This is a genomic window from Candidatus Thiodiazotropha sp. AKAK2, from assembly GCF_058244685.1.
This window is the reverse complement of record NZ_JBSYOP010000005.1, coordinates 1-26,836: the sequence shown is the minus strand read 5'-3', so window position 1 is coordinate 26,836 and position 26,836 is coordinate 1. Positions and strand designations below refer to the sequence as shown.

29 protein-coding genes and 1 pseudogene are annotated in these 26,836 nt (G+C 53.3%); 23 read left to right on the top strand and 7 right to left on the bottom strand.

All coding sequences use genetic code 11. The features are described 5' to 3' along the window. Positions 1 to 21 precede the first annotated feature (21 nt). The 7 genes from AC4IE8_RS00825 to gspC all read left to right on the top strand — a co-directional run bounded on the left by AC4IE8_RS00825 (position 22) and on the right by gspC (position 6,671). Positions 22 to 648 (top strand): phosphoribosylanthranilate isomerase, encoded by a 627-nt coding sequence (locus tag AC4IE8_RS00825; protein WP_068987265.1) that lies wholly within the window; start codon positions 22 to 24, stop codon positions 646 to 648. A 4-nt stretch (positions 649 to 652) separates the two neighbouring features. Continuing rightward, positions 653 to 1,849, top strand: coding sequence for a tryptophan synthase subunit beta (trpB, locus tag AC4IE8_RS00820; protein WP_490790084.1), 1,197 nt, complete (start codon positions 653 to 655; stop codon positions 1,847 to 1,849). Next, complete coding sequence (gene trpA / locus AC4IE8_RS00815; protein ID WP_068987267.1) at positions 1,846 to 2,661, top strand: tryptophan synthase subunit alpha; 816 nt, start codon at positions 1,846 to 1,848, stop codon at positions 2,659 to 2,661. The genes trpB and trpA overlap by 4 nt, the downstream gene beginning before the upstream one ends. 21 nt (positions 2,662 to 2,682) lie before the next feature. Further along, positions 2,683 to 3,543: an acetyl-CoA carboxylase, carboxyltransferase subunit beta gene (gene accD, locus AC4IE8_RS00810; protein ID WP_068987268.1), complete on the top strand. Its 861-nt coding sequence runs from the start codon at positions 2,683 to 2,685 to the stop codon at positions 3,541 to 3,543. A 77-nt stretch (positions 3,544 to 3,620) separates the two neighbouring features. Next, on the top strand, positions 3,621 to 4,895 hold the full coding sequence (folC, locus tag AC4IE8_RS00805; RefSeq protein WP_068987269.1) for a bifunctional tetrahydrofolate synthase/dihydrofolate synthase: 1,275 nt from the start codon (positions 3,621 to 3,623) through the stop codon (positions 4,893 to 4,895). Between the two features lie 190 nt (positions 4,896 to 5,085). Beyond that, the gene (locus AC4IE8_RS00800; RefSeq protein ID WP_083225835.1) at positions 5,086 to 5,673 is read left to right on the top strand and encodes an SPOR domain-containing protein; all 588 of its coding nucleotides are present in this window, start codon (positions 5,086 to 5,088) and stop codon (positions 5,671 to 5,673) included. A 47-nt stretch (positions 5,674 to 5,720) separates the two neighbouring features. Next, positions 5,721 to 6,671, top strand: a complete 951-nt coding sequence (gene gspC, locus AC4IE8_RS00795) for a type II secretion system protein GspC (RefSeq protein WP_490790064.1) — start codon at positions 5,721 to 5,723, stop codon at positions 6,669 to 6,671. A 130-nt stretch (positions 6,672 to 6,801) separates the two neighbouring features. On the opposite strand, the gene AC4IE8_RS00790 is transcribed toward gspC, so the two are convergent. From AC4IE8_RS00790 to AC4IE8_RS00780, 3 genes and pseudogenes are all read right to left on the bottom strand, one after another. Then, a complete protein-coding gene (locus tag AC4IE8_RS00790; RefSeq protein WP_490790083.1) occupies positions 6,802 to 7,044 on the bottom strand; it encodes a MoaD/ThiS family protein in 243 nt (80 codons plus the stop codon). Positions 7,045 to 7,092: 48 nt separating this feature from the next. Continuing rightward, positions 7,093 to 7,440, bottom strand: a pseudogene (locus tag AC4IE8_RS00785) (gamma-butyrobetaine hydroxylase family protein); the annotation flags it as partial. A gap of 131 nt (positions 7,441 to 7,571) precedes the next feature. Continuing rightward, on the bottom strand, positions 7,572 to 8,420 hold the full coding sequence (locus tag AC4IE8_RS00780) for an SDR family oxidoreductase (protein ID WP_068987272.1): 849 nt from the start codon (positions 8,418 to 8,420) through the stop codon (positions 7,572 to 7,574). Between the two features lie 197 nt (positions 8,421 to 8,617). Here AC4IE8_RS00780 and pomA point away from each other — a divergent pair, with 197 nt between their 5' ends. The 7 genes from pomA to nudB all read left to right on the top strand — a co-directional run bounded on the left by pomA (position 8,618) and on the right by nudB (position 14,429). Continuing rightward, positions 8,618 to 9,376: a flagellar motor protein PomA gene (gene pomA, locus AC4IE8_RS00775; RefSeq protein WP_068987273.1), complete on the top strand. Its 759-nt coding sequence runs from the start codon at positions 8,618 to 8,620 to the stop codon at positions 9,374 to 9,376. 2 nt (positions 9,377 to 9,378) lie between these two features. Then, the gene (tssL, locus tag AC4IE8_RS00770; RefSeq protein ID WP_068987274.1) at positions 9,379 to 10,245 is read left to right on the top strand and encodes a type VI secretion system protein TssL, long form; all 867 of its coding nucleotides are present in this window, start codon (positions 9,379 to 9,381) and stop codon (positions 10,243 to 10,245) included. Between the two features lie 15 nt (positions 10,246 to 10,260). Next, a complete protein-coding gene (locus AC4IE8_RS00765; protein WP_068987275.1) occupies positions 10,261 to 10,884 on the top strand; it encodes a PilZ domain-containing protein in 624 nt (207 codons plus the stop codon). A gap of 303 nt (positions 10,885 to 11,187) precedes the next feature. Further along, positions 11,188 to 11,448 carry an FmdB family zinc ribbon protein gene (locus tag AC4IE8_RS00760; protein ID WP_068987276.1) on the top strand — a complete coding sequence of 87 codons (261 nt, stop codon included), beginning with the start codon at positions 11,188 to 11,190 and terminating at the stop codon, positions 11,446 to 11,448. 20 nt (positions 11,449 to 11,468) lie between these two features. After that, positions 11,469 to 12,095: a DUF502 domain-containing protein gene (locus tag AC4IE8_RS00755; RefSeq protein WP_068987277.1), complete on the top strand. Its 627-nt coding sequence runs from the start codon at positions 11,469 to 11,471 to the stop codon at positions 12,093 to 12,095. 48 nt (positions 12,096 to 12,143) lie between these two features. Next, positions 12,144 to 13,931, top strand: a complete 1,788-nt coding sequence (gene aspS, locus AC4IE8_RS00750) for an aspartate--tRNA ligase (RefSeq protein ID WP_068987278.1) — start codon at positions 12,144 to 12,146, stop codon at positions 13,929 to 13,931. A 45-nt stretch (positions 13,932 to 13,976) separates the two neighbouring features. Continuing rightward, positions 13,977 to 14,429: a dihydroneopterin triphosphate diphosphatase gene (nudB, locus tag AC4IE8_RS00745; protein WP_490790063.1), complete on the top strand. Its 453-nt coding sequence runs from the start codon at positions 13,977 to 13,979 to the stop codon at positions 14,427 to 14,429. A 21-nt stretch (positions 14,430 to 14,450) separates the two neighbouring features. Here the strand turns inward: nudB and AC4IE8_RS00740 are convergent, their stop codons facing one another. Beyond that, complete coding sequence (locus AC4IE8_RS00740) at positions 14,451 to 14,840, bottom strand: DUF302 domain-containing protein (RefSeq protein ID WP_068987280.1); 390 nt, start codon at positions 14,838 to 14,840, stop codon at positions 14,451 to 14,453. Positions 14,841 to 14,968: 128 nt separating this feature from the next. Further along, positions 14,969 to 15,562, bottom strand: coding sequence for a peroxiredoxin family protein (locus AC4IE8_RS00735; RefSeq protein WP_490790062.1), 594 nt, complete (start codon positions 15,560 to 15,562; stop codon positions 14,969 to 14,971). A 377-nt stretch (positions 15,563 to 15,939) separates the two neighbouring features. Here AC4IE8_RS00735 and AC4IE8_RS00730 point away from each other — a divergent pair, with 377 nt between their 5' ends. The 3 genes from AC4IE8_RS00730 (at position 15,940) to AC4IE8_RS00720 (ending at position 17,228) form a co-directional block, all read left to right on the top strand. Further along, positions 15,940 to 16,401 carry a hypothetical protein gene (locus AC4IE8_RS00730; protein ID WP_068987281.1) on the top strand — a complete coding sequence of 154 codons (462 nt, stop codon included), beginning with the start codon at positions 15,940 to 15,942 and terminating at the stop codon, positions 16,399 to 16,401. A 5-nt stretch (positions 16,402 to 16,406) separates the two neighbouring features. After that, positions 16,407 to 16,787, top strand: coding sequence for a tautomerase family protein (locus tag AC4IE8_RS00725; RefSeq protein ID WP_490790061.1), 381 nt, complete (start codon positions 16,407 to 16,409; stop codon positions 16,785 to 16,787). Positions 16,788 to 16,961: 174 nt separating this feature from the next. Then, the gene (locus tag AC4IE8_RS00720) at positions 16,962 to 17,228 is read left to right on the top strand and encodes a YceK/YidQ family lipoprotein (protein WP_490790060.1); all 267 of its coding nucleotides are present in this window, start codon (positions 16,962 to 16,964) and stop codon (positions 17,226 to 17,228) included. A gap of 166 nt (positions 17,229 to 17,394) precedes the next feature. Here the strand turns inward: AC4IE8_RS00720 and AC4IE8_RS00715 are convergent, their stop codons facing one another. Both AC4IE8_RS00715 and AC4IE8_RS00710 read right to left on the bottom strand, forming a co-directional pair. After that, positions 17,395 to 18,024 (bottom strand): dUTP diphosphatase, encoded by a 630-nt coding sequence (locus tag AC4IE8_RS00715; RefSeq protein ID WP_068987284.1) that lies wholly within the window; start codon positions 18,022 to 18,024, stop codon positions 17,395 to 17,397. Continuing rightward, on the bottom strand, positions 18,021 to 18,611 hold the full coding sequence (locus AC4IE8_RS00710; protein ID WP_490790059.1) for a C-GCAxxG-C-C family protein: 591 nt from the start codon (positions 18,609 to 18,611) through the stop codon (positions 18,021 to 18,023). The genes AC4IE8_RS00715 and AC4IE8_RS00710 overlap by 4 nt, the downstream gene beginning before the upstream one ends. 144 nt (positions 18,612 to 18,755) lie before the next feature. Here AC4IE8_RS00710 and AC4IE8_RS00705 point away from each other — a divergent pair, with 144 nt between their 5' ends. From AC4IE8_RS00705 to AC4IE8_RS00680, 6 genes are all read left to right on the top strand, one after another. Beyond that, positions 18,756 to 19,616 carry a DUF4743 domain-containing protein gene (locus AC4IE8_RS00705; RefSeq protein WP_068987286.1) on the top strand — a complete coding sequence of 287 codons (861 nt, stop codon included), beginning with the start codon at positions 18,756 to 18,758 and terminating at the stop codon, positions 19,614 to 19,616. A 233-nt stretch (positions 19,617 to 19,849) separates the two neighbouring features. Further along, the gene (locus tag AC4IE8_RS00700) at positions 19,850 to 21,934 is read left to right on the top strand and encodes a carboxy terminal-processing peptidase (RefSeq protein WP_068987287.1); all 2,085 of its coding nucleotides are present in this window, start codon (positions 19,850 to 19,852) and stop codon (positions 21,932 to 21,934) included. Positions 21,935 to 22,412: 478 nt separating this feature from the next. Then, complete coding sequence (gene gshA / locus AC4IE8_RS00695; protein ID WP_068987288.1) at positions 22,413 to 24,038, top strand: glutamate--cysteine ligase; 1,626 nt, start codon at positions 22,413 to 22,415, stop codon at positions 24,036 to 24,038. 80 nt (positions 24,039 to 24,118) lie between these two features. After that, complete coding sequence (locus AC4IE8_RS00690; protein WP_068987289.1) at positions 24,119 to 25,309, top strand: O-succinylhomoserine sulfhydrylase; 1,191 nt, start codon at positions 24,119 to 24,121, stop codon at positions 25,307 to 25,309. Then, on the top strand, positions 25,306 to 25,902 hold the full coding sequence (locus AC4IE8_RS00685; protein ID WP_490790058.1) for a class I SAM-dependent methyltransferase: 597 nt from the start codon (positions 25,306 to 25,308) through the stop codon (positions 25,900 to 25,902). Before AC4IE8_RS00690 ends, AC4IE8_RS00685 begins: the two co-directional genes overlap by 4 nt. Before the next feature lie 492 nt (positions 25,903 to 26,394). Next, the gene (locus AC4IE8_RS00680) at positions 26,395 to 26,703 is read left to right on the top strand and encodes a tetratricopeptide repeat protein (RefSeq protein WP_068987291.1); all 309 of its coding nucleotides are present in this window, start codon (positions 26,395 to 26,397) and stop codon (positions 26,701 to 26,703) included. Positions 26,704 to 26,836 lie beyond the last annotated feature (133 nt).

Genomic DNA, 26,836 nt, shown 5'->3' with positions numbered 1-26,836 from the left:
TGCTGTATCTTTCTGCAACCTATGAGAACCAGAATCAAAATATGTGGAATCACCCGGACTGAGGATGCTCTGGCGGCAACCCGCCTGGGTGCGGATGCCATAGGGTTGGTGTTTTATCCTCCCAGCCCCCGCTCGGTCAGCCCGGAACAGGCGCAGCGGATTGTGAAAAGCCTGCCACCTTTTGTTACAGTTGTTGGATTGTTCGTGAATGAGGATAGGGCGGTTATCGAACAGATCCTGAAACAGGTTCCTCTCGATCTGTTGCAGTTTCACGGTGATGAATCCGCAGAGGATTGTAGAGGCTTCGGTAGGCCGTGGATCAAAGCGATCCGGATGCGTCAGGAGACCGACCTGCTCTCCCTGAAACAGCAATATGCTGACGCATCGGGACTGCTCCTGGATACCTATCAGGCCGGTGTGCCTGGCGGAACCGGCAAGACGTTTGACTGGGATCTGGTACCTCAGTCCCTGGCAGGCAGAATTGTTTTGGCGGGGGGATTGAATAGTGAAAATGTGACAAAGGCCGTTGAGTCGCTGCATCCCTATGCGGTTGATGTCAGCGGTGGTGTGGAAGCGGCGAAGGGAATCAAAGATGAGGCAAAGATAGAGGCCTTCATTGCAGGAGTGATGCGTGGTGACAACGACTGAAAAGATGATTGGGAACTATCCTGACGAGCGGGGACATTTCGGACCCTACGGTGGACTGTTTGTCTCCGAAACTCTGATGGACCCCCTGGAAGAACTGCGTAAGGCCTATCAGCGCTTCATGCAGGATGAGGCCTTTCTCAAGGAGCTGGACGAGGATCTGAAACACTATGTGGGACGACCCTCGCCAATCTACCACGCCAAGCGCTGGAGTGAAGAGTTGAATGGGGCTCAGATCTACCTCAAACGGGAAGATCTGAATCACACCGGGGCACACAAGGTCAACAACACGGTAGGTCAGGCTCTGCTGGCCCGGCATATGGGCAAGACCCGGATTATCGCTGAAACCGGAGCGGGGCAGCACGGTGTCGCTTCGGCCACGGTCGCAGCTCGTCTCGGCCTGGAGTGTGTGGTCTACATGGGGGCGGTGGATATCGCCAGGCAGGAGGCGAACGTCTATCGGATGCGCCTGCTGGGTGCAGAAGTCAGATCGGTGGAATCCGGTTCCAAAACCCTCAAGGATGCCCTCAACGAAGCGATGCGGGACTGGGTAACCAATGTGGATAACACCTTCTATATCATCGGTACCGTGGCCGGCCCTCACCCCTATCCAGCGATGGTGAGGGATTTTCAGGCGGTGATCGGGCGGGAAGCGCGTCGACAGATGCCGGAGCAGGCGGGAAGACAGCCGGATGCCCTGGTTGCCTGCGTTGGCGGTGGATCGAATGCGATCGGTCTGTTCTATCCCTATTTGGATGACCGGGAGGTTGCGATCTACGGCGTCGAGGCGGCAGGCAGCGGTCTGGATAGCGGTCAGCATGCCGCCCCGCTGTGCGCCGGCAAGCCCGGTGTGCTGCACGGTAACCGAACCTATCTGATGGAGGACAAGGATGGCCAGATCATTGAAACCCACTCAATCTCTGCCGGTCTGGACTACCCGGGTGTCGGCCCAGAGCACGCCTGGCTGAAGGATACCGGTCGAGCGAACTATGTGGCGGTAACCGACCAGGAGGCGTTAGCCGCATTTCACGATTTGACCCGTATCGAAGGGATTATTCCGGCCCTCGAATCGAGCCACGCACTGGCCTATGCCGCTAAGTTGGCCCAGACCATGCGTCGTGACCAGATCGTACTGGTGAACCTCTCAGGGCGTGGGGACAAAGACATGCACACCGTAGCAGCACAAGAGGGACTGAAGATATGAGCATGCTCAAGGAGAAGTTTGCTCAGCTTCGGCAGCAGCAGAAAACCGCACTGGTCCCCTTTATCACCGCCGGTGATCCACTGCCTGAGATCACCGTCGATCTGATGCAGGACCTGGTTGCCGGGGGTGCAGACATGATTGAATTGGGCATCCCTTTTTCCGATCCGATGGCCGATGGCCCAGTAATTCAGCGGGCAAGTGAACGGGCACTGGAGTATCATGTCAGTCTCAGAGATGTGCTTGAAATGGTCAGTCGTTTCAGGCAGATGGATCGTGAGACACCGGTGGTTCTGATGGGTTATCTGAATCCGATCGAGATCATGGGCTACCAGATTTTTGCCGAACAGGCGGCTGAAGCGGGTGTGGATGGCGTGTTGGTGGTCGATCTGCCACCCGAAGAGGGTCAGGAGTTCCAACAGACACTGCAACAGCATGGCCTGGATCAGATCTACCTGGTGGCGCCCACCAGTACAGCGGCTCGTATTGAACGGATTTGTGAACTCTCCGGAGGCTTCGTCTACTATGTCTCAGTGAAAGGGGTTACCGGTGCCAGCCATCTCGATATAAAGAGTTTGGATGAAAAACTTAAGCAGATTCGTGAAAATACCGATCTGCCGGTAGGCGTTGGTTTCGGAATCAAGGATGCTGAGACGGCTGCGGCGGTCTCCCAGGTGGCTGACGCTGTGGTGGTGGGGAGTGCTCTGGTATCCCGGGTTGAGGCACTGGCCGATCAACCGGAAAAGATTGGTGCCGCGTTGCGGGAACTGCTCTCAAATATGAGGCAGGCCATGGACAACGCTGTACATAAATAACGATAAAGGTTAACTACATCTATGAGTTGGTTCGAAAAATTGATGCCAAGCCGGATCCGCACGGATGCCGGCCACAAACGAGCAGTCCCTGAGGGATTGTGGGCCAAGTGCCCCGGTTGCAGTGCAATTCTCTACCGGGCGGAGATGGAAAGAAATCTGGATGTTTGTCCGAAGTGTCACTACCACAACCGAATCAGCGCCAGGCGGCGGATTGAGACCTTTCTCGATCCAGAACCTCAGGAGGAGATCGCCGCTAATCTCGAGTCTGTCGATCCGTTGAAATTCAAAGACAGTAAGAAATATAAAGAACGCCTGACCCAGGCGCAGAAAGGATCGGGTGAGAAGGATGCTCTGGTCGCGATGCGGGGTCAACTGAAAGGGATGGATATCATGGTCGCCTCCTTCGAATTCAGTTTCATGGGCGGCTCCATGGGATCGGTGGTCGGTGAACGATTTGTTCGGGCCGTCAACATGGCGTTGGAGCGGCATACCCCGCTTGTCTGTTTCTCCGCATCCGGTGGAGCACGCATGCAGGAGTCTCTGTTCTCTCTGATGCAGATGGCCAAGACCAGTGCAGCACTGGAGCGTCTGCAGAAGCGTGGTTTGCCCTTCATCTCAGTGATGACCGATCCGACCATGGGTGGTGTTTCGGCCAGTCTGGCGATGCTGGGCGATATCAATGTAGCGGAGCCCAATGCACTGATCGGTTTCGCCGGGCCCAGAGTCATCGAGCAGACGGTGCGTGAGAAGTTGCCGGAAGGCTTTCAGCGCAGTGAGTTTCTACTCGAACACGGCGCCATCGATATGATTATCGATCGACGGGATATGCGTGATCGTATCTCAGACCTGATCAGCATTCTGATGAGCAAACCCCGGGCCTGAGCGGCAGGTTTGCCACCGATCTGCAGTGGCAGATTGGATCTGTCGGTACTGCTCTGATCCACTTGCGATAATCAGAAATGCGCTTCAACTCCCTCGAGCAGTGGCTCGACTGGCAAACAACCCTGCACCCCAAGGAGATAGAACTCGGCTTGGATCGGGTGGCCAGTGTCTGGCGGCGTCTCAAACCTGCGGGCCTGCAGTCACTGGTGGTGACCATCGCGGGCACTAACGGCAAGGGCTCCAGTGTGGCCATGCTGGAGAGTATCTACCGTCAGGGGGGCTACCGTGTAGGGGCCTACACCTCACCCCACCTGGTGCGATACAACGAACGAATCCGAATTGACGGTCGGGAGGTGAGCGACGATGCGCTCTGCCTGGCTTTTGAGCAGGTCGATCAGGCTCGTGGTGAGACGGTTTTGACCTACTTCGAATTTGCCACCCTGGCTGCGCTGATGATCTTTGCCGAACAAGATCTGGATCTGGTGATACTTGAGGTCGGCCTGGGGGGCAGGCTGGATGCGGTGAATATTATTGATGCCGATCTGGCGCTGATCACCACAGTGGATCTGGACCATACCGATTGGCTTGGCAACAGCCGCGAGGAGATTGGTCTGGAGAAGGCCGGTATCATGCGTCCGAAACAACCGGTTGTCGTCGGCGATAACGGGATACCGGAGAGTGTGCTGGGATACGCAAAGCAAATTGGTGCCAAGCTCTACCTGGCCGGCCGGGATTTCAATGTCAGCCAGTCAGACGATCGCTTCCTATGGCAGAGATCAGGGGGTGAGCCGCAGACACTGCCTTTGGCTCGCTTGACCGGTCAGGCACAGTTACATAATACCAGTGCCGTGGTGATGGTCAGCAGCCTGCTTGAATCGAAACTGCCGCTGGATCAGGATCAACTCTCTCAGGGTCTCAGACAGGTCTCACTGAAGGGGCGTACACAGTTGATCGAGGGGCAGCCCAGTCTGTTGCTGGATGTGGCACACAACGCCCAGGCCGTGGCCTCATTGAGGAGCTATCTCGATCATCTGGATTGGCCGGCTGAGGTGTATGCTCTGTTCGGCTTGCTGAAGGACAAGGATACCGAAGCCATTGTAGAGTGCCTCCATTCCGCCATATCCGCTTGGTATCTGGTTGATCTGCCCGGGGCGAGGGGACAATCGGCCGAGCTGTTGGCCAGGGTGGTCCGGCCGCATGGGGAGAAGATGCCTGTGCACTGTTTTTCGGACTTTTCCAGTGCCTTCGAATCCGTTAAGGCCAGCGCCAAAGCAGAAGATCTGATCGTGATTTTCGGCTCCTTCCTGGTTGTCGGCGATGCCCTGGATGTTATTGATCCAAATACAGAATAGCCCGCTTGACCTGCTCTGACAAAAAGCGCATCAACCCGGCATGAGGTCGCTTAAGGGAACTGATATACTTGCATAACGATGGATGTTGAAGCCTATATCAAATGGCGACCGAATTATGTCTGATCGGATACCGGTTCTAAGTTTAAAACCATGTTATGAGTGTTAACAGGCCCTAGAGGGATAAAGAGATATGGCACTGGAGGAGAGACTGAAACAGCGGATGCTGGGTGGCGCAGTGCTGGTTGCGCTGGTGGTCATTTTTGTGCCGATGTTGATCGATGAGCCGGTTGAGCAAAGGGATAAATCCACCCATGCCATACCGATCAAACCTCAATCCCAGCAACATCAACCGGTTGCCAGTCAAACTCCTGATAAACCAGAGCAGAAAATGGTGGTGAAGCCAGCGGCACCGAAAGCGGCGGCTGAACCAGTCTCAAAACCCAAGCCCGAGCCGAAGCCAAAACCGATTCTCAGTAAAAAACCGGTCGAAAAGAGTGAGCCAAAGCAGAGTGGGAAGCAAGCTAAACCGCGTCCTTCTCCCACGGCCTGGATAATCCAAGTGGCCAGTCTGACAAATGAAAACAATGCGAAAAAACTGGTGCAACGATTACGCAAAGCGGAGCTCCCCGCACAAATGGCGCCGGTTAAATTGAACGGAAAGCCACACTATCGTGTCAGAGTAGGTCCTGAGGTGGATCACAGACTTGCTGAAAAGATGCTTGCTAAGATTAAGAGAGAATTTAAACTGAATCCGAAACTGATGCGCTACCCTGAATAAGGGAGGCTGATTGGATTAGCGATAACAGGCTCGAATGGATAACTGAGATGAATTTTGCAACACGTGCACAATCCTATCTGGATGGATGGGTAGGTGAGAAGAGTACCCCCAAATGGTTGGAGGGCTTCGTCAGCAATCAGTTGCCGATACTTGTTGCCATATTCTTGATCCTGCTGATCAGCTGGCGTGCGGCTGATCTCACCTGGGGACTGATACCCGTACCGGATGTGCCTTATCACCGTGCTCCTACAGAAACCCAGCAAACCGCCTCGGTCGATTCATCGGCAAGCAGTGACACCCGACTCTCAAAGGTCTCGGATCTGCATCTGTTCGGTAAAGCCGGAGCGGTAAAAAAGGCGAAGAAAGTCGATAAAAAAGCCCCGGAAACCCGCCTGAATCTGACCTTGCATGGGGTTTTCGTTGCAGATCTGCCGGAAAACGGTGCAGCAATCATCGCCAAGGGCTCAGACCAGAAATATCACAAAGTGGGCAGTGCAATTATGTCCGGTGTCACTCTACAGGCGGTCTATACAGACCGGGTAGTGCTGTTGAGAAAGGGACAATCTGAAGTACTGCGTTTCCCCAAGCTGAAAAACAACAGCGCTCCGAGTAAACGAAGGTCCGGGAAATCCGCAAAACGAACGGTCAAGACCAAAGACAATTTTGGTCCAGGTCCGGTATCCCGTAACTCCAATCTCAGTAAATATCGGGATATGTTGAAGCAGGAGCCATTGAAGGTATTTGAGTATGTCAGGTTTGTGCCGGTGAAATCCCGTGACGGCATGAAAGGCTATCGAATCCTGCCACAGAAGAATCGGGAGCTCTACAACCAGCTCGGTGTGAGACCATCGGACCTGGTTACCGCAGTCAATGGGGTGCCATTGACCAATGACAAAGAGGCCATGAAACTGATGGATCAGCTGAAAGATGCCTCGAACCTCCAAGTGGATATCATCCGTAACGGTCAAAGCCGTACCTTGAGTTTCGATCTCAATTAGTTTTTTCGATTCATCTGGACGCCAATCGCCGCCAGCAAATGTAATTGATCCAAATAGCGACAATTGAGACTGATTCGTGCCTATTTGTGTCTGAGTGATCTGGTCTTCGTTCTAACCGCTTGCGTAACAGTCAGATGTCAGGTGTCGCCGGTGGTGTAGGCTGGTTGGGCACCAGGGCCACTTCGTCACCATGATCCAGGTGAGTGAACAGCTCGGCGAACTGTTTATTCACAATGGGGCGCAGCAAGGCCTGGTCAAATACGGGCGCAATTTCAGGTCGACGCATTCTCAACAGCTTCAGCAATTCGGCAATGGTAGTGACTGACTGAGGCAGCTCTATCTCCTCGGACTCCTTACCGGTTTTGTCAGCCAGCCAAGCGAAGTAGAAGAGTTTTACCGATCGATCCTGCTGTTCACTCTGTTGGCGTTGATAGCCCAGCGTATCGAGCTTTGTCAGGTAGTTCTGCCAGTTTTTCTGATACTCGCTGCCGAGCTGATAGAGGGTCTGCCAGGAGTAGATCCCGGTGTCATGTCCATCGTCGAACACCAGTCGGACGGCATATTGACCCTGGGGCTCGATTTTTTCGATATTGACACACTCCTTGCCCGTGATCGGGATGTCGCTCGCCTTGACCTCTGCCGCGGTGGAAAAAACCCGCAGATATTCACATGGGAGTTCGAAATTGCTGCCGTCGGAGAAGTGCAGCGCCAGCAATCGTGTCTTGCGGTGCAAGTTGATTTTGACAGGTATCGGGCACTCAGTTGTCATAAATATCCGCCCGGGGATTGATCAAGGGTCAGGGATCATGTCACACAATGGTTTGCTGCTTCAACTTGCCCCTGGCAAGTATTAATCCGGCACCAAAACAACAGGGTCAACTTCGGCCAGAAACCGCTGTCTCACCGTTTGCCGCTGGCGGATAGCTTCAGCAGTACCCGGTCCATGCCCCGGCTGGTGAGGACACGTCGCAGCATACCGAACAGGTAGGTCGGGAAGGTGACCGGATAGCGGACCTTGGGTGTTGGGCTTTCAAGGGCATGTATGACTTTTTTCAAAACAGCCTCAGCCGGCAGAGTGAATGGGGTCGCCGCTCCCTGTTTGCGAAGTCGCTGCAGCATCGATTGGTAATAAACCTTGTGTGCCGATCTCTCCGGGTCGATGTTTTTCTGCCACATCGCCAGGGCATTGTCGCGGAACCGGCTCTCAATGGGGCCCGGTTCAATGAGTGAGACTTTGATGCCGGACTCCGCTAACTCCAGGCGCAGGGTGTCTGTCAATCCCTCCAGGGCATATTTGCTGGCCACATAGGCGCCCCGGTATGGCAAGGTCATGAAACCGAGAATCGAGCTGTTTTGAATGATGCGTCCTGTCTGCTGTGCTCTCATCACCGGAATTACCCGGCAGGTCAGGTCGTGCCAGCCAAAGAAGTTGGTCTCGAACTGTTCACGCAATACCGCAACGCTCAGGTCCTCCACCGCACCAACCTGGCCGTAGGCACCGTTATTAAACAGCGCATAGAGTGTTCCACCGGTTTCTTCCAGCACCTGTTCCAACGTATTCGCGATACTCTCACTTTCCGTCAGATCAAGTCTGTATGACTTGAATCCCTGTTGTCGCAGCATGCTGACGTCTTCCGCCTTGCGTGCGCTGGTATAGACCTCGTAGCCACGCTCCTTCAAGCCTCTGGCGACACACAGACCGATGCCGCTGGAGCAGCCGGTAATCAGTATGCTTTTGTTATCTGTCATTGTTATGACCGACCGTTATTTATGGTTAATTGAGCGTGTAAATATACGCCTGTCAGACTCAATCAGGAATTAAAGTTTGTCTCAATCTGACCGCTAAACCAAACAGATTAAATGTTCAGAGGCAAATCTCAACAACCGAGCTTGATATTTGTTCTCAATGAACACAAAAACGGCAACGGAGTTTCGGAGAAAACTAGGTGGACATTGCGACACTGGTTGGTCTATTAGGTGGTTTCGGCATTATCATCGGGGCGATCGCTTCCGGTGGCGATGTCATGCTGTTTGTCAATGTTCCCTCGCTACTGATCGTTGTTGGCGGCACCTTCATGGTGACACTCATGCAGGTGTCACTCGGTGACTTCCTGGGATCATTCAGCATCGGCATGAAGGCCTTTTTCTACAAAACCGATGATCCCAAAAAACTTATCGAGGAAGCGGTTGAGTTGGCGGACATCGCCAGAAAGAACGGTCTACTGGCCCTGGAGGGGCAGGAGATATCCAACGGTTTCCTTAAACAAGGCATCGGACTCTGTGTGGATGGCCACGACCCTGTGCTGGTCAACAAGTTGCTCACCAAGGATATTGATCTGACCATTCAGCGCCATGAGGTGGGTCAGACCATGTTCAAAAACATGGCTACCATGGCACCGGCCATGGGCATGATCGGAACACTGGTGGGTTTGGTGCAGATGTTGGCGAACATGTCTGATCCGGCGAGTATCGGTCCTGCTATGGCGGTGGCACTGTTGACCACCCTGTATGGCGCAGTAATCGCGAATGCCTTCGCGACACCCATGTCGGAAAAACTGGCCAGAGCCAGCTCCATGGAGAAGACCAATAAGTCGTTGATTATTGAAACCATCGCAGGTATTCAGGAGGGTATGAATCCACGGGTACTGGAGCAGCTTCTGAGTACCTATCTGCCCACCGGTAAGCGTCCTGTACAGGAAGCCTGAGGATGGCTGACGAGTGTCCCAAATGTCCTGAAGGGCTACCCCCATGGCTGGCGACATTTGCCGATCTGATGTCACTGCTGATGTGCTTCTTCGTGCTGCTGCTCTCATTTGCCGAGGTGGATGCGCAACGCTTCAAGAAGATGGCGGAATCGATGAAGGATGCCTTTGGTGTACAGCGGGAGATTCCTGCCGTGGAGATCGTCAAGGGCACCAGCGTGATCATGCAGGAGTTCAGTCCCGGTAAACCGGAACCCTCACCGATCGAAGACATTCGACAGATTACCAGTGATCTGGAACAGGAGTTTCTAGACCGGGAATCGAAGGATGCTACCGATGTGGATGAAGCCAAGGCGGCGATGCAGGCCGAGCTGGAGCGAGAGGTGCAGGCTCAGGCCGAAGAGCTGCAGGAGATGCTTGAGTCCGAGATCAGTGACGGCCTGATCGATGTGGAGACAGAGTCGACCAACATCATCATCCGTATTCAGGAGAAGGGTTCATTCCCCTCAGGCAGAGCCAACCTGAATCCGGAATTCTTTGAAGTCATCTCAAAAATCACTGAAGTGATCGCCACAACACCGGGTAAGATCATTGTCGCCGGGCATACCGACAATATTCCGATCTCTACCAGGCGGTTCCGCTCCAACTGGGAGCTGTCATCAGCCCGCGCCGTGACGGTGGTGCACGCCATGTTGAGCAATGCCTCCATTGAAGAGGAGCGTTTTTTAATCCAGGGCTATGCAGATTCCCAGCCACTGGTGGACAATGACACCGCTGAGAATCGGGCTCAGAACAGACGGGTTGAGCTGGTGATCAGGCGTGGTGAGGATGTTGAACCCGATCCTGAACCGACCGAAATCCCTGAGGAATAAATAGGAGCCAGACCGATGTCTATCGATGATCAGGAAAAAACCCAGGATGAACGCAGGGAGTTTTTCCGTATAGACGATTCGATCCGAGTGAGTTACCGGGTGATCCCGGCGGCTGATATACCGACCAGCATTGACGAGCAGCTGAGAGCAGGGGAGCGGTTTACTGTCATGACCCGCCTGCAGGAGATCAGTCAGCACCTCTCCGCCTCAATGCATCGTATCGAACAGCGGGATACCGATATCGCCGACTACCTGAAAGCGTTGGATGAAAAGATCAATCTGCTGGGTCGCAGTTTCCTGACAGAAGCCCGGGAGTTGCTCGATCAGCCCTCACAGCAGGTCAATCTGAGTGCCGGTGGATTGGCAATGGATATTACCGAAGCGGTTGAAGTCGGGTCCAAAGTGGAAGTCAAGATGCTGTTGCTGCCCTCATTTTCCGGCCTGCTGGCGTATGGAGAAGTGGTTGGAATTGAGCCGTCTGGTGGAGAGCATGAGGGCTTCCCCTACCATGCACGGATCAATTTCACCATGATTCGGGGTTCGGATCAGGATGCGCTGATCAGACACATAACCCGTCGACAGGGTGAGATGCTGAGGCACCGCCGCGAGATGAAAGAGCTGGACGAGGACGGTACCTGAAGGGTATTTCAGCGCGAATTACCGCAAATTCGCGCGAATTTGATCCAACATTAATTCCAATCTTTTTCCGACTTAAAAGCACTCAACGACATACAAACCAGACTCTGATCCATCAGTTCAGTGGCATTTTTCGGTGTTTGGCGTCTAATTGCGGCAAACACTCTCTTCGAATTTCCATGGTCAGGCTTAGGATTTAAATAGCCTTGATTATTAGTCTGTCGTTCCCAATATGGTAGGATTCAGCAATTCCAGGTGACTGAGCCTGATTCTGTCGCCGAAACCGAATATTGAGGAAGCACGAAAATGCCGATTTATGAGTATCGTTGCCAGGCCTGTGACCATGAGTTGGAGGCAATGCAGAAGATGAGCGATGACCCCCTGACCGAATGTCCTGAATGCAAGCAGGATAGTCTCAAAAAGCTGATCTCAGCCGCCGGCTTCCGTCTTAAGGGCAGTGGCTGGTATGAGACAGATTTCAAGGGCAGCAACAAGAAGAATGTCCACGATAGCGGAAAATCAGAAGGGAAATCAAAAGGTTGCGCTAGCGGCTCCTGCGGCCGCTGAGACGCTTCGTGGATCTCTGAATGACATACTTACGTCGTTACCTGGTAGCCGGTCTGCTGGTCTGGTTACCTTTAGGGGCGAGCTATCTGGTAGTCAGTCTGCTGGTGGACTGGATGGATCGCAGTCTACTCCTGCTGCCGCAAGCCTATCGCCCGGAAACACTGCTGGGCTTTCACATCCCAGGTTTGGGGGTGCTGCTCTCCCTGGTGATCCTGTTCATCACCGGCCTGGTGGCGGCAAATCTGTTTGGCCGTCGCCTGGTGAAGTTGTGGGAGGCACTGGTATCCCGCATTCCTCTGGTCAGATCCGTCTATTCCGCAGTCAAACAGCTGGTGGAGACGATGTTTGCCGACAACGGCAGGTCGTTTCGCAAAGTTGTGCTGGTGGAGTTTCCACGACGGGGACTCTGGACCCTGGCCTTCCTCACCAATGAGGAGAGTGGTCCGATCCAGGAGGCGCTCGGGCGCGAACTGGTCAGTGTCTACATTCCCACCACACCCAACCCCACAGGGGGCTATTTCGTGCTTATGCCCAAGGAGGAAGTACGGGAGTTGGAGATGAGTGTGGATGACGGATTGAAAATGTTGCTCTCAATGGGAGCGGTAAACTCAACCTCCGGGCTTGCAGAGGCGCAAGCCAAGCCGTAACATTCCCGCCTTTTAGCCGTTGCAGCGAAATCTCACAGGATAATACCCATGCGCAGTCATTATTGTGGACAAATCAATAGCTCCCATATCGACCAGGAAGTTGAAATTTGTGGATGGGTGCATCGCCGTCGTGATCATGGTGGGGTGATTTTCATCGACCTGCGAGATCGTGAGGGCCTGGTGCAGGTGGTTTATGATCCGGATCTGCCGGAGATTTTCTCAATCGCTGAGCAGGTACGTAATGAGTTTGTACTGCGTGTGAAAGGGCGGGTCAGGGCTCGACCCGAGGGTACCGTCAACAAGGATCTGCCCACAGGTGAGATCGAGATTCTCGGTCTTGAGCTGGAAGTGCTGAACCGTTCGGATACACCGCCATTTCAACTCGATGAACATGAGAAGGCTTCGGAAGAGATCCGTCTGCGCTATCGCTACATCGATCTGCGTCGTCCGGAAATGTTGGAGAAGATCCGTGTCCGTGCTCAGGTGACCAAATCCCTGCGTCGTTTCCTCGAAGATCAGGGTTTCATGGACATCGAGACACCGATGCTGACCAAGGCTACCCCGGAAGGGGCGCGGGATTACCTGGTACCGAGCCGCACCCATCCGGGTGAGTTTTTTGCCCTGCCTCAATCACCACAACTGTTCAAACAGCTGTTGATGATGTCCGGTATGGATCGCTACTACCAGATTGTGCGCTGTTTCCGCGATGAGGATCTGCGTGCCGACCGGCAACCTGAATTCACTCAGCTCGATATCGAGACCTCTTTCATGAGTGAGGATGAGATCCTGCAACTCAATGAGGAGATGATTCGTCAGCTCTATAAAGAGATTCTGGACGTCGACCTGCCGAATCCATTCCCACGCATGACCTACGATGAGGCAGTCTCCCGTTTCGGCTCTGACCGTCCTGATTTGCGAGTTCCTCTGGAGCTTGTCGATCTGGGTGATCTGATGCAGTCGGTGGAGTTCAAGGTCTTTTCCGGTCCCGCCAAGGATGCCAAAGGTCGGGTGGCGGCCATGATGGTTCCCGGTGGCAGTGCACTGAGCCGCAAACAGATCGATGAATATACCAAGTATGTGGCGATCTATGGCGCCAAAGGGCTGGCCTATATTAAAGTCAATGAGCTGGCCAAGGGCATTGAAGGCCTGCAGTCACCGATTCTCAAATTCCTCCCGGATGAGGTGGTGAATGCGATCCTTGAGCGTACCGCTGCCAAGGATGGGGATCTGATCTTCTTCGGTGCCGACAAGGCTCATGTGGTCAATGAGGCTCTTGGAGCTTTGCGTGTCAAGGTCGGTCAGGATATGGAGCTGATGCAGGGCGACTGGCGTCCCTTGTGGGTCGTCGATTTCCCGATGTTCGAATGGGATGAAAACCACGATCGCTGGACACCGCTACACCATCCTTTCACCTCTCCCAAGCTGGATCAGCTGGAGCTGCTCGAGAGTGACCCAGGCGCCTGTAAATCCCGTGCCTACGACATGGTGATGAATGGTGTTGAGCTGGGTGGTGGTTCGATTCGTATTCACCAGCAGGAAGTACAGCAGAAGATCTTCCAACTGCTGGAGATCAGCGATGAGGAGGCCGAGGAGAAGTTCGGTTTTCTGCTCAGCGCATTGAAATTTGGCTGTCCGCCTCATGGGGGATTGGCTTTCGGTCTGGATCGTCTGGTGATGCTGCTGACCGGTTCATCCTCAATTCGCGAGGTAATGGCCTTTCCAAAGACCCAGACCGCTGCCTGCATGCTCACCTCAGCGCCATCGGAAGTGGCGCCAGATCAGTTGCAGGAGCTCTCCATACGGGTGCGTAAACCAGCAACCGAAGAGGGGGCTTAGTTGCCGCTGCCAGCTGCCATGAACGCGAGCTGATCAGGCAGAGAGATGTCTGGCAGAGACTACAAGCGACCAGAGTCTGTGCTGGTGGTGGTCTATACCCAGGCCGGTCAGGTGTTGATGATGCGCCGGGTTCGGCCGAAGCACTTCTGGCAATCGGTCACCGGCAGTCTGGAGTGGGGAGAGTCAGCCGCACAGGCGGCCCGACGGGAACTTTATGAGGAGACCGGTATCATGGCCGGCGATCGATTGATCGATCTGCGCCAACAGGTCAGCTTCCCCATTCTTCCCGCTTGGCGTACCCGCTATGCCGCGGCAGCCCATAGCAACAAAGAGCACTGGTTTGGTCTGCAGCTCCCCAGCCGCCGGATCCCAATACTGCAAGCGAACGAACACAGTGAATACCGCTGGGTCTCCTCAGACCAGGCCTTGCGAATGGCCAGCTCATGGACCAATCGCAAAGCTATCCGCTATCTGATCAGCGGTCGGTCTATCAGATAATCTCCCAGGTATCTAAACGTTTTACCTGGTCAGTTTTTCGACGACCCGCAGCAGTTTGGCCTTGGCTTCCGCAGCCACCCGTTTGGGTTCTTCGGTCGAGCACAATCCGAGGATCGCTTCCGGATCCATAAAACTGACAACCACCTTGCCGCTCTGCCGTTCACGGATGATGAAATTACAGGGCAGTAGTGTGCCCGCGTTGGGTTCCTGCTGTATTACCCGGTCAGCCAGTGCCGGATTACAGGCGCCGAAGATGTGATAGGGGGGAATATCTTTGTCCAGTTTGTTTTTTAAGATCGCCTGCACATCCACATCACTGACCACGCCAAGGTGCTCTTCCATCAAAATATCACGAACCCGGGCGACAGCCTGGTTGAAGGAGAGATCGATCTCCGTATTAAACTCGTACATAGCGCCTCCTGTACAAAAAGAGGCGCATTCCGGCAGAGTGCAGCTCAACGGGCATTGAATATTATCAAAACCACGATTCGTCAGTGCGCAACCGTACCGGGTTGCTCAACCTCGCACAGCGCTAACGCTCAACTCAGTATTTTTTTCAGCTGTGGAATGAACTCATCGGGTTCAATATGGAAATGGTTGAAAGCCACCTTGCCCGAGGGATCGATGATCACCACCCACGGCGTACCCCCGGTACGGTAGTCCCGCATGGTTCGGGGATAGGTGTTTGTTTGCGGATCACCCGGATCGTGCCCCATCATGATCGGTAATTCATAACGCAGCTGCAGCTTCCGCAGATCTTCTTTGGTATTACTGCTGTAGCCTTCGAAAACGGTCTGAATGGCGATTACCTCAACCTGCGGATTCTCAGCGAAAGTGTCGGCAACCCGCTTCAGGGCCGGGAAACCGTACTCATGACAGCCTGGACACCAATTCTGAAAACACTTCAGATAGACCCACTTGCCGGATAACTGCTGCTGCTTGAAGTCGCTGGGCCGACCCTGTGCATCAATCCAGTAACCCACCTGCAGTGGTGGCGCCTGTCTGCCTTTGATGCCATATCTGTTGTCGTCGTTGCCCAACACCTGAGGGGTGTAGCCCAGCGGCAGCAACGCCAGTGGAGCCAGGGGCGTATTGGTGATGAAATCTCTACGTGACAGGTTTCGCTTACCCATGAAGTTTCTCCTGATTGGAATCTCAATGGATTGAGGACCGTTCGCCTCGAACAGTCCGGCGCAGCGTCGGCTACTGCAGTTGAGTATCTATATCACTCTACTCTTGAGATTGGGGTTTGGATTCACCCGGCTGAGAATTATTTACCTTGAGAGAGAGCCGGTCCCAGATGGTTATCCTCTATTTGCAATGGGTTGACGGACGGTGGCCTTGAGCGCGATTCCCGGCATTTGGCGAAAAACAGTCTAGACTATTTTTACTATTAACCTGAACCCGAGGATTCAGGTATTAACTCTTAGGTCTGCTGTCAGGCCAGAATCTAAGAAATCTGTAGGTTGGTTGTTTAAAACAGCCGGAGCCGATCAAGTGAGGCTGGGGTATGACGAAGAAAGAAAAAAAACTGAAGAAGAGGGGCAAGGAGAAGCTCAGCAAAAAGAATAAAACCATCGGCAAACAGGTCAAGCAGAAGAGCACAAAAGCCTCTGAACTGAAGAGCCGAATCAAGATGCTCGAGGCAGTGGTTGAAAAACGTGAGCGAACCATAGCCAAACTGAAAACCAAGCTGGATGAGTCTGAAAGCCGTAAAGAGAAAAAGCGTGGCAAGCAGAAGTCTCCTGGTGGTGCCGCAAAACTGCTCAGGTCGCAGCGCTCATCACGGGTTGGTTTGAATCAACGGGATGCCTGGCGGCGGCATGGTTATCTGCGCAGTCGTTATGAGTACTATCTGGAGCAGAACGAGGAGAAAACGGTGGCAAGACAACATGCAGGAGAGGATCTGGTTGAGAAGTTTGGTGAGGAGGCGGGCTATACCGAGTTACAGCTGGAACAGATACTCTCCTGATACTCATGCCGTTCATTCACATCAAATCACTGCCTTTCGAGCAGCGACGGAACATCAGCAGAATTCTGCAACGGGTCACTGAGGATTTTTCGACCGTAAGTGGTATCGACAAGCAGCATATTACCGTTACCTGGGATTTCCTTTCAGCTGGACACTACGCGGTGGCGGGCGAGGTGGCTGACTTTCAACCTGAGAGTGGCCATCCTCTGCTGGTTGAACTGTTACTGCCCGATTTCAACAGCAGCGAAGCGATTGCCGAGTACATCAAAGCGGTGGCTGAGAGTCTGTCCAGGCATACCCAGGTTCCTATCAATAATCTGTTCATCAACTGCCGCCTTGCCAGGTCGGGTCAGGTATTTGATGCCGGTGAAATGGTCTATTGGTAATCACTGCACAAAATTGTCTTAATCATTTTTACTCTCTATGATGAGGGAAGCGCTAGCGGATGAGCGTCATAGAACCAATCAATAACAACGGAGGTTATGAGGATGGGGTTGGCAGGATTCAGAGCGAAAAAAAACCTAAAAGGCTGCTTTCAATCATTCTACAGAGCCGTATTGGTGGCATCCATTATTAGCTTATCGTTGGGTTGCTCGACCGTCAAAGTCCATCTCGACGATCACGATATCTTGCATCCCTACCTGGGAACCAAGACAGCGGTAAATATCTTTATCAGGAGTTTTTCTGATTTCTATCTGTATGGCGAGCAGTTTGTGAGGGCGATGGATGTGCCATTCTGTTTCGTTGCGGACACTCTGCTGCTTCCCTATGACCTGATGGTCAAAGTCAGAAGGCATCAGCGGCAGCGACCTTTACCCCCTGGTTAGTGTTTACAGGCCTGAATGGTAGTTACATAAACACGAATTGGTGGGGCATGGCCCCACCCTACACCATGAATTCAACAGTAGGGTGGGGCCATGCCCCACCAAAACCCTTGATAACACTCGATGTAAAGCGTTTCAGTGCTTAAGTAAGCACCGTTCTTAACAGGCCCTAGTTGTTGTCAGTCGTTTCAGCAGGGTAGTAGTGCTGCAACTGTTGATATACCTGGTCACTGAAGTCAGCGTTGTCCGGATCGAGTTTGGCAAGGATCTCCGACAGGTACTCATTGTCCTCCCGACCATCCCAGACCTTGATATAGCTGCCCTCCTTGTATCCGTGATCCTGACGGAAGAAGTTGAGTACGTTCTTGCCGATATAGGTCTTGTAGAGATCATCGAAGCTGAGTTCTGCCGCCTGCATCATGGTGGCAAAGTGGCCGATGTCGGCCGACTCCGTCTTGATGCTGAACATCGCCAACTGTTCAATGGAACTGCGTAGGTCGACCCCGTCGGTTGCCTGATTCAAACCCTCGAGTGCCTGTTCTGCGGCGCCTTCCAGGGTGGCGTTGTGCAGGATTAAATCGCTCAGAGCGAAGTGCCAGATGTCTATGATCTCCAGGTGAACCTGTTCCATGTCGGGTTTCTGATGCTTCCACCATTTCCAGCCATAGTGATCGAGCATTTCTGCACACTCGGTCCAGATGGCCCGATACCAGGGATAGCCGGCATCGCGCCAGTCATCGTTGACTTTGCAGTTCATCGCATCCTGCAGCTCAAGCATGTTGAGGATCTTATCTTTCATTCTTTAACTTCACTTTCTTCTAGTATCTGGTTGAGCAGCGTGACCACTGTCCCGACATAATCCGGACATTGGGTTTTGAATAATCCGAGAGATTTCGCCTCTTGATATTCAGCGGGGATGCTCAAATCTTTTTGCAGCAGTTCCTTACAGCGATTGCTGCCATGGCGCGCCATGAATCGCTCCTGGAGCAGTCGGGTAGCGTTATAGGTCGCCTCTTTTGCGCTGGCGTCATCAGAGGTTTTCGGCCCCATCTGCAGACCCAGAACCAGGGCAGCGCCGGAGAGGGTACCACAAATATCCCCCATCCGGCCTACGCCGCCGCCAAGACCGGAGCTGATCCGCATCGCCAACTCCGTATCAACTTGATAACGATTGGCAAAGCTGGTGAGCACCGCCTGAGCACAGTTGCAGCCATCGCAGAAACGTTTCACCGCAAGCTGAGAATCTGTATCAGCATTGCTGAGCTCATCATCGGATGTCTTATTGTTATTCATAGCGTTATCTGTTCCGTGTTCAGTGGAATCAACTTTACCAGTTATTAACCTGGTATCTAAATTCTCACGCTCTGCAGATTGCAGGCATTCCAACTGTTTTTAGATTCATACCCATTGGAACTCCCGGATATCTAACTGCACCTTGAAAAAGGTCTGTTTTACCCCCATCAAAGTGAGCTTAGGCTGTCACCATGCCATATAATTGGGGTCTATCCGAACGCGGAACTGCAATAAAAGATGAAATTACAAGGATATCAACGACATATAGATAGGTTAAATGAATGGAATCGGGATAACTTCAAACCCCTTTACTTCGATTCTCATCTTGTAGGGTATCTTAAGCAGCCGGTATGTTCTTTTTTGAAAAGCAGATCCGACCTTTTCTCAGTGAATGAGAGAGGGGTCAGCTTAAATCCACAATTCAACAGTTTCGAGCAGAGGAGTGAGATTCTCGATGAGGTAGTGGATGGATTGGTGGAATCCTCTGTGATGACCCATCGACATGGTGAACGATATCCGGTCACCCACGCCGACAGGGACTCTGCTCTGGCGACCATCGACCGTGCGGCCGCTGCCTATTTCGGACTGCGTGCCTATGGGCAGCATTTGAATGGCTATGTTCGTGATGGATCTGAGCTGTTGCTCTGGATTGCCAGGCGCTCAGCCGACCGACGGGTTTTTCCTGATCATCTGGACAATATGGTGGCCGGTGGGCTGCCACATGACATCTCACTGGCGGATAATCTGCACAAAGAGTGTCAGGAAGAGGCGAGTGTGCCATCCCACCTCGTGGCTCAGGCGGTACCGATCGGTGCGATCACCTACTGCACGGAAACGCCGGTCGGTCTAAAGCCCGATACTCTCTATTGTTATGATCTTGAACTTCCCTCAGATTTTGTCCCCTATAATTCAGATGGTGAAGTGGCGGAATTCATGTTGTTGCCGATCGAGGAGGTGGCCGAGCGGGTCGCCAACAGTGACGATTTCAAGCCTAACTGCAATCTGGTGGTGATTGACTTTCTGGTGCGGCATGGGATTATAAATCCTGAAACACCGGGATATCTCAAATTAATCAACGGGCTGCACGAGAAATTGTGAATAAAGGTGGTAGATTCGAGGGGACCGGTTCGCTTTTCCAGAGTGTGCGGAACCCGGTGACTGGAAATCCAGTCCAAAGCATATTCAAATTGTAGTCAGGGCCTGTCAGTTCGAATTCCAGGGCCTGGTAAACCTGAAAAAATGCCAATCAAGGCCGATTGGACTCGTGTTAATTGTCCCTTGGGGGCTATCAGGGAGCTTTCCCAGTTTCCCGCAAAGACCAGGTAGGATGAATGAAATATCTTAATGTGAAACGGTTTTGGTGGTTGATTCTTATTGTAGTGTCAGCACCAGTTTGGGCCAATCGACAAACTGTCCCGATACAGGATTTGCGGCCGACCGCAGAACAACAGCAGACGGCCAGTGTCATCGTCAAGGTCATTGCCAAATATCATTATAAAGACGTCGCTTTGGATGATTCGATGTCTCAAATGATCCTACAGCGCTACTACGACACCCTGGATCCAAACCGCTCATTCTTCCTGGCCGGTGATGTGGTTCACTTCTCAGGTTATCGGGACAAGCTGGATGACTATCTGAAAAATGCCCGGATTGAGCCGGCATTCGAGATCTATCGCCTCTATCGCCAGCGTGTCAGCGAGGCGGTCAGCCATGCCTTGAAACTGGTGGATGGGGAGTTCGACTTCACCATCGATGAGGTCTATATCTACGATCGCGAGGATCAACCCTGGGCGCAGACGCGTACTGCGCTGAACGATGTCTGGCGCAAGCGGGTGAAAAATGACTTTTTGAATCAGCGTCTGATGGATAAGGAAGATGCTGAGATCAAAAAGACCCTGAAAGAGCGCTACGAGAGACTGCTCTCCAGGGTCGAGCAGTTTGACAGCAATGATGTGTTTCAGACCTTCATCAATGCCTACACGTTGAGTCTGGAGCCCCACACCAGCTACATGTCACCCAGTACATCTGAGAATTTTGATATCAGTATGAGGCTCTCTCTGGAGGGCATTGGCGCGGTTCTGAAAGATGAGGAAGGCTACACCGTGGTACAGAAAACCATCATCGGCGGTCCGGCGGAACAGAGTGATCTGCTGCATGCCGGTGACAAGATTGTCGGTGTGGGCCAGGGCCTGGAAGGGGAGATGATCGATATTGTCGGCTGGCGGCTGCAGGATGTGGTTGAACAGATTCGTGGTCCGAAAGGCTCTGTGGTACAGCTGGAAGTATTGGCGAAAGGAGAAGGATCGAACCGTAAAACCATTACCCTGGTACGCAACAAGATCAAACTGGAAGAGCAGGCGGCAAAGAGCCATGTCATCGAGAAACTGGATGGTATGGGTAAATATCGCATCGGCGTCGTTGAAGTCCCTACCTTTTACAGGGATTTTGCGGCTGAGGCCCGTGGTGATGAAGATTTCAGGAGTACCACCCGGGATGTGCGTGATCTGCTGGTTGATCTGAAAAAGCAGCATGTTGACGGAATCGTTATCGACCTGCGGGAGAATGGTGGCGGTTCCCTCTCGGAAGCCACCGAGCTGACTGGCCTGTTCATCGACTCCGGTCCGGTGGTACAGATCAAGGATGCCTTTGGCAAGATCGAGGTTGAGCAGGATCCTGACCAGTCGATCGCCTATGAGGGGCCTCTGGCGGTGCTGGTGGATCGCAACAGTGCTTCCGCGTCAGAAATTTTTGCCGGTGCGATCCAGGATTACAAACGGGGTATCGTGATTGGTGAGCCCACATTCGGCAAGGGCACGGTGCAGACCCTGGTCGATCTGGGGCGCTTCGTTCCGGGACGCAAAAAGGATCTGGGTCGTCTGCGCTTGACCATGGCGCAATTCTTCCGCATCAATGGCGGCAGTACCCAGCATCGCGGTGTGGTGCCGGATATCCAGTTTCCGACAGCCAGATACTCGGATGAGTATGGCGAGCGTTCCCTGGAAAATGCGCTGCCATGGGCTCAGATAAGACCAGCCAACTTTATTACCAAGGGGCAGTTCACCGTGCCTGAGCTGATGGACAGCCATCTGTCACGCATCAAAACGGATGCAGGATTTGAGATGCTGGTCGATCAGGAGAAACGCTTCCTGGAACTGGATAAGCGCTCTGAAGTCAGCCTGCTGGAGAAACAGCGGCGGACAGAGTGGCAGGAGCGGGAGCATGAACGGCTACTGCATAAAAACCGCTTCCGCGCCTCCCAGGGGCTGAAGGTGGTCAAATCCACCGATGAAGTTGATCTTGATGATGAGCCTGATGAGAAGGAAAACGAAGCGACCAGTCGCATCGAGCTGAATGAAGCCGCAAGGATTCTGATGGACTCGATCAAAGTCGCACAACCGATGGCGGTGATGCGTTAAACCGTACACTCAGGCAAACTGACCAATCCCCTACTGAATCCCGCTTCACTGACCCGGGGATTGGTCTCTATCTGAACTGATATTCTCGCTCCAGGCCGTGGATCCAGCCATTCTCCGAAGCGCTACTATAGAGCTTGATGGCAGGGTATAATCCCCGGTTTTTACGCCAGTTGCCTAGGGCCTGTTAACACGAATCCAATACGCCCTGTTGTGCCTGAAAAAGTGCCAATCAAGGCGCGAGGAGTGTAGTTTGGTTATTCCAAATGAACGACGAGCAACGCCGAGTGGCGCTTTTTCAGGCGCAACCCGAAGGGCTGGGCCTGTTTTTACGCCCAGCGGCGTTATCATTCGCTCATGTAGAATAACTACACGACGCTCATTCTGCCTTGCTGGGCACAAAAACAGACCCAGCAGGGCGTATTGGATTCGTGTTAACAGGCCCTAATACTATCCACACCCCCGTAGGGATTGATCCGGTTTGTATACAACACTCGAAAATCGATTGAAACGCTTACACCAGGCCGGTCAGCTCGAGCTGTTGCGCGGGGGCTTGATCGGACTGGAAAAAGAGGCCTTGAGAGTCTCTCCGCAAGGTTGTATATCGAGCCTGCCCCATCCGGAGGCTTTGGGTTCCCCCCTGACCAATCGTTACATCACCACCGACTACTCCGAGGCGTTGACTGAGATTATCACACCGCCTTCCACGGATCGTCATGAGCCGCTGAAATTTCTGTTTGAAGCCCATCGCTATGTGTATGAGCACCTGGGGGATGAGATTCTCTGGTCCACCAGCATGCCCTGTGTGGTCGAGGATGATGAACGCATCCCGATTGCCAACTATGGGAACTCAAATGCCGGCATGATGAAGACGGTCTACAGACGGGGCCTGGGGCATCGTTATGGTCGGGTCATGCAGGTGATTGCCGGGGTGCATTTCAACTATTCGCTGCCGCAGGATTTCTGGTGGGTCTACCAGCAGCTCGAAGGGGACAAATCGGATACCCAGGGATTCATTTCAGACGCCTATTTCGGCATGCTGAGAAATTTACAACGGCTGGGTTGGTTGGTTCCCTATCTGTTCGGCGCCTCTCCGGCAGTCTGTAAATCATTTCTCGGAGGACGTCCCTCATCCCTGGAGTCGTTTGACGAATATACCTATTTCTCACCCTATGCCACCTCATTGAGAATGGGGGATATCGGTTATCAGAACAGTAAGGAGCAGGGGACAGGCATCAAAGCCTGTTACGACTGTCTCGATGCCTATGTTGAGACCCTCTCCCGTGCCATTGAGACGCCATGCCCGATCTATCAGGCGATGGGGGTTAAAATCGATGGGCGTTATGAACAGCTCAACGCCAACATTCTGCAGATAGAGAACGAGTACTACAGTACCGTCCGACCCAAGCAGATCCCGGAGATGATGGAGAAACCGATCCATGCGTTACAGAGACGGGGCGTCCGCTATGTGGAGTTGCGATCACTGGATGTGAATGCCTTCCATCCATTGGGAATCGCCGATGAGCAGGTCTACTTTATCGAAGCGCTGATGCTGTATTGTCTGCTGCATGAGAGTCCGTCGATCAATGTTGCCGAACAGAAGAGCATCGATTGGAATGAGCTGGCTGCTGCCCATCAGGGTAGAAAACCGGGGCTTGAGTTGCAGAGAAAGGAGTCGATGGTCAGTCTGCGGGAGTGGGGGCTTGAGATCTGTGAGGCACTGCTGCCGATTTGTGAGATCCTGGAAACCGGGTTGCCCGGACAACCCTACAGCAAGAGCCTGCAACTGCAGAAGAGTCGTTTGCAGGATCCTGAATTGACCCCATCCGCCCGCATGTTGCGGGAGATGAGAGAGAAGGGCGAGGGTTTCTTCCATTTTGCACAACGTATGTCGAAACAGCATCGACACGATTTCATGCAGCAGCAGGGTTCGTCAGAGGAACAGAAGCTGCTGAGCCAGGAGGCGGCGGATTCCTGGCGAAGGCAGCGGGAGATCGAGGCCTCTGATACACTGAGTTTCGATCAGTTTCTGGAAGACTACTTTGCCCAGCAATTGAACAGAGAGACCGGGGATATGAGCGGCACTAAAAGTGTCTCTGCAAAATGATAATCTAAAAAAATGCTTGGAAGAGAGCAGCCTGGCAAATGGTTTGTAGAGTGCCGGGCAAACAAAGATGAGGAATAAAGATGGAGGAGCAGCATGAATCAGGCCTGGGGTTTTCGACCCTAGCCATTCGCAGCGGACATCATCGCACGCCCGAAGGTGAGCATGGTGAGCCGATTTTCCCCACATCCAGTTTTGTCTTCAGCAGTGCCGCTGAAGCCGCGGCCCGCTTCAGCGGTGATGAACCGGGTAACATCTATTCCAGGTTCACCAATCCGACAGTGAGGAATTTTGAGCAACGGCTGGCGGCTCTTGAGGGTGGGGATTGCTGTGTGGCCACGGCCTCCGGTATGTCCGCCGTATTGGCCACCTGCATGGGTTTGCTGGAGTCCGGCGACCATATCGTCTCATCCCGCAGTCTGTTCGGCACCACCGCGATCCTGTTTGAGAAATATCTGAAGAAGTTCGGCATTGATACCACATTCGTACCCTTGGATGATCTGGCTGCCTGGCAATCCGCGATTCGCCCGCAGACCAAAATGCTGTTTCTCGAAACCCCCTCCAATCCGCTCACCGAGGTGGCCGACATCCAGAAACTGAGTGCACTCGCCCATGCCGAGGACGCTCTGCTGGTGGTCGACAACTGTTTTTGCACCCCGGCACTGCAGCGTCCGCTGAGTCTTGGAGCTGATGTCGTGATTCACTCTGCGACCAAATACCTGGATGGCCAGGGACGATGTGTCGGCGGCGCCGTGGTCGGCAGCCACGAAATCGTTGGTGAAGCTGTGTTCGGTGTTTTGAGAACGGCAGGTCCTACACTCAGTCCCTTTAATGCCTGGGTGTTTCTGAAAGGGCTGGAAACCCTCGATATCCGTATGCAGGCCCATTGCAAAAATGCCCAACAGCTGGCTGAGTGGCTGGAGAGCCACCCAAAGGTCGAGCGAGTCTATTACCCGGGTCTGAGCAGTCATCCGCAACACGATCTGGCGAGGGCGCAACAGAGTGCCCCTGGCGGTATTGTCGCTTTCGATGTCAAAGGGGGGCAGACTGCTGCCTGGACCCTGATCGATGCCACCCGGCTGCTCTCGATCACCGCCAACCTGGGGGATACCAAGACCACCATCACCCATCCTGCCACCACCACACATGGACGTCTGAGCCCGGAAGAGCGGAGCCAGGTGGGTATCGGCAATGGACTGGTGCGGATTGCTGTCGGCCTGGAGAACATCGAGGATATTCAACGGGATCTCTCCCGGGGACTGGATTGTCTTTGAACCGGCAAACGAATGATCCCTCACAACAGCTGCGTATCAAGTGGGATCAACGCTACGCCGATGAGGAGAAGGTCGCCCGTCCGGCTGAGGTACTGCTGAACAATGCTCACCTGCTGCCGAAACAGGGCAGCGCGTTGGATCTAGCCTGTGGCCTGGGTGGAAACGCACTGTTTCTGGCGAGCCGGGGGTTCGTGGTTGAAGCCTGGGATCTGTCTGCGGTTGCCATCCAGCGATTGGAGCAGAGTGCCCGGCAACAGAAACTGAACAATCTTCATGCTCGGGTGCGTGATGTGGAAAACCAACCACCCTCAACAGAGCAGTTTGATGTGATCGTGGTCAGTTACTTCCTGGAGCGGGCTTTGATACCCGCCTTGATCCAGGCTCTGAAACCGGGCGGATTAATCTTCTACCAGACCTTTACCCAGCTGGCCGTCTCCTCGGAAGGACCCCAGAATCCGGCTTTTCGCCTGGCGGATCAGGAGTTGCTGCAACTGTTCAGGGATTTGAAAGTGCGTCTCTACCGGGAGGAGGGGCGATTGGGTGATCTCTCTTTCGGCAGTCGGGATGTGGCCATGTTAGTGGCGCAAAAGTAACCAGGCTGAAGCTGCCGAACCTGACTGGTAGATCTGAATGGAGCCGATGGGTAAAGTCGGTAACCGGAGCCAGGTCACAGGTCTCAGCCAGATCAAGCTCCCTTCTCGAACGTCATTTGGTTTTCAGTCAGATGGGATTGTTACAGACACAATATACAGAATCGCATAATCACAATTTTTAAGGAACCTCTGAATAAGTCTGAGCCGAACAGATTGTCGATCAAAATGCACCGATTCAAGGCGCAAATCGCACGTAATAGCCCGCTATTGCGAAGATTTGCAGCGCAGAAGCGGTGCATTTTGGCGACAAGATGTCGGTTCATGACTTGTTCAGAGGCTCCTTAAGAGTTGACGGGTACGATATCCATGTATTGTCTCTGGTTGTATGGCTGAATTCTGACCCGCATCTGATAGTATCAGGATAGTCACAGACCCTAAGGATTCGGTTAAATGGTCATGATCCGATTCCGCCCGCAATCACAATGAGGTCATATGATGGACCAGGTCAATCTGGAAAAGATGTTGGAGCAGGGAACAGACAATGCACTGTTGCGCTATACTCTTGGCAGCCTGTTTCTCAAACAAAAAGCCTATGCTCAGGCCGTTGAGCATCTCACTCAAGCGGTGACACTCGATCCTCAGCACTCAGCCAGCTGGAAACATCTGGGTAAGGCATTGACGGGGATGGAGCGTATCGAAGAGGCGGTGGAGAGTTATCAGAAGGGGATAGAGGTTGCCGAGACAAAAGGGGATATACAGGCGGCCAAGGAGATGCGTGTCTTTCTGAAAAGACTGGAGTAGTCTGCGAATCGGGTAAGGGCGGGTATCTAACCCGCCCTCCCCACACCACCTAGCATGCGGGTCCGCACTAGGCGGTTCATCAAGCGTAGTGAAACTTAATCCATAGCTCTCGCACTGAGACAAGCCCTTGTTT

Excerpts from the sequence above, each read along its gene's own strand:
- AC4IE8_RS00825 (WP_068987265.1), top strand. The coding sequence starts at position 22 with ATGAGAACCAGAATCAAAATATGTGGAATCACCCGGACTGAGGATGCT.
- trpB (WP_490790084.1), top strand. The coding sequence starts at position 653 with ATGATTGGGAACTATCCTGACGAGCGGGGACATTTCGGACCCTACGGT.
- trpA (WP_068987267.1), top strand. The coding sequence starts at position 1,846 with ATGAGCATGCTCAAGGAGAAGTTTGCTCAGCTTCGGCAGCAGCAGAAA.
- accD (WP_068987268.1), top strand. The coding sequence starts at position 2,683 with ATGAGTTGGTTCGAAAAATTGATGCCAAGCCGGATCCGCACGGATGCC.
- folC (WP_068987269.1), top strand. The coding sequence starts at position 3,621 with ATGCGCTTCAACTCCCTCGAGCAGTGGCTCGACTGGCAAACAACCCTG.
- AC4IE8_RS00800 (WP_083225835.1), top strand. The coding sequence starts at position 5,086 with ATGGCACTGGAGGAGAGACTGAAACAGCGGATGCTGGGTGGCGCAGTG.
- gspC (WP_490790064.1), top strand. The coding sequence starts at position 5,721 with ATGAATTTTGCAACACGTGCACAATCCTATCTGGATGGATGGGTAGGT.
- AC4IE8_RS00780 (WP_068987272.1), bottom strand. The coding sequence starts at position 8,420 with ATGACAGATAACAAAAGCATACTGATTACCGGCTGCTCCAGCGGCATC.
- tssL (WP_068987274.1), top strand. The coding sequence starts at position 9,379 with ATGGCTGACGAGTGTCCCAAATGTCCTGAAGGGCTACCCCCATGGCTG.
- AC4IE8_RS00765 (WP_068987275.1), top strand. The coding sequence starts at position 10,261 with ATGTCTATCGATGATCAGGAAAAAACCCAGGATGAACGCAGGGAGTTT.
- AC4IE8_RS00760 (WP_068987276.1), top strand. The coding sequence starts at position 11,188 with ATGCCGATTTATGAGTATCGTTGCCAGGCCTGTGACCATGAGTTGGAG.
- AC4IE8_RS00755 (WP_068987277.1), top strand. The coding sequence starts at position 11,469 with ATGACATACTTACGTCGTTACCTGGTAGCCGGTCTGCTGGTCTGGTTA.
- aspS (WP_068987278.1), top strand. The coding sequence starts at position 12,144 with ATGCGCAGTCATTATTGTGGACAAATCAATAGCTCCCATATCGACCAG.
- nudB (WP_490790063.1), top strand. The coding sequence starts at position 13,977 with ATGTCTGGCAGAGACTACAAGCGACCAGAGTCTGTGCTGGTGGTGGTC.
- AC4IE8_RS00740 (WP_068987280.1), bottom strand. The coding sequence starts at position 14,840 with ATGTACGAGTTTAATACGGAGATCGATCTCTCCTTCAACCAGGCTGTC.
- AC4IE8_RS00735 (WP_490790062.1), bottom strand. The coding sequence starts at position 15,562 with ATGGGTAAGCGAAACCTGTCACGTAGAGATTTCATCACCAATACGCCC.
- AC4IE8_RS00730 (WP_068987281.1), top strand. The coding sequence starts at position 15,940 with ATGACGAAGAAAGAAAAAAAACTGAAGAAGAGGGGCAAGGAGAAGCTC.
- AC4IE8_RS00725 (WP_490790061.1), top strand. The coding sequence starts at position 16,407 with ATGCCGTTCATTCACATCAAATCACTGCCTTTCGAGCAGCGACGGAAC.
- AC4IE8_RS00715 (WP_068987284.1), bottom strand. The coding sequence starts at position 18,024 with ATGAAAGATAAGATCCTCAACATGCTTGAGCTGCAGGATGCGATGAAC.
- AC4IE8_RS00705 (WP_068987286.1), top strand. The coding sequence starts at position 18,756 with ATGAAATTACAAGGATATCAACGACATATAGATAGGTTAAATGAATGG.
- AC4IE8_RS00700 (WP_068987287.1), top strand. The coding sequence starts at position 19,850 with ATGAAATATCTTAATGTGAAACGGTTTTGGTGGTTGATTCTTATTGTA.
- AC4IE8_RS00690 (WP_068987289.1), top strand. The coding sequence starts at position 24,119 with ATGGAGGAGCAGCATGAATCAGGCCTGGGGTTTTCGACCCTAGCCATT.
- AC4IE8_RS00680 (WP_068987291.1), top strand. The coding sequence starts at position 26,395 with ATGATGGACCAGGTCAATCTGGAAAAGATGTTGGAGCAGGGAACAGAC.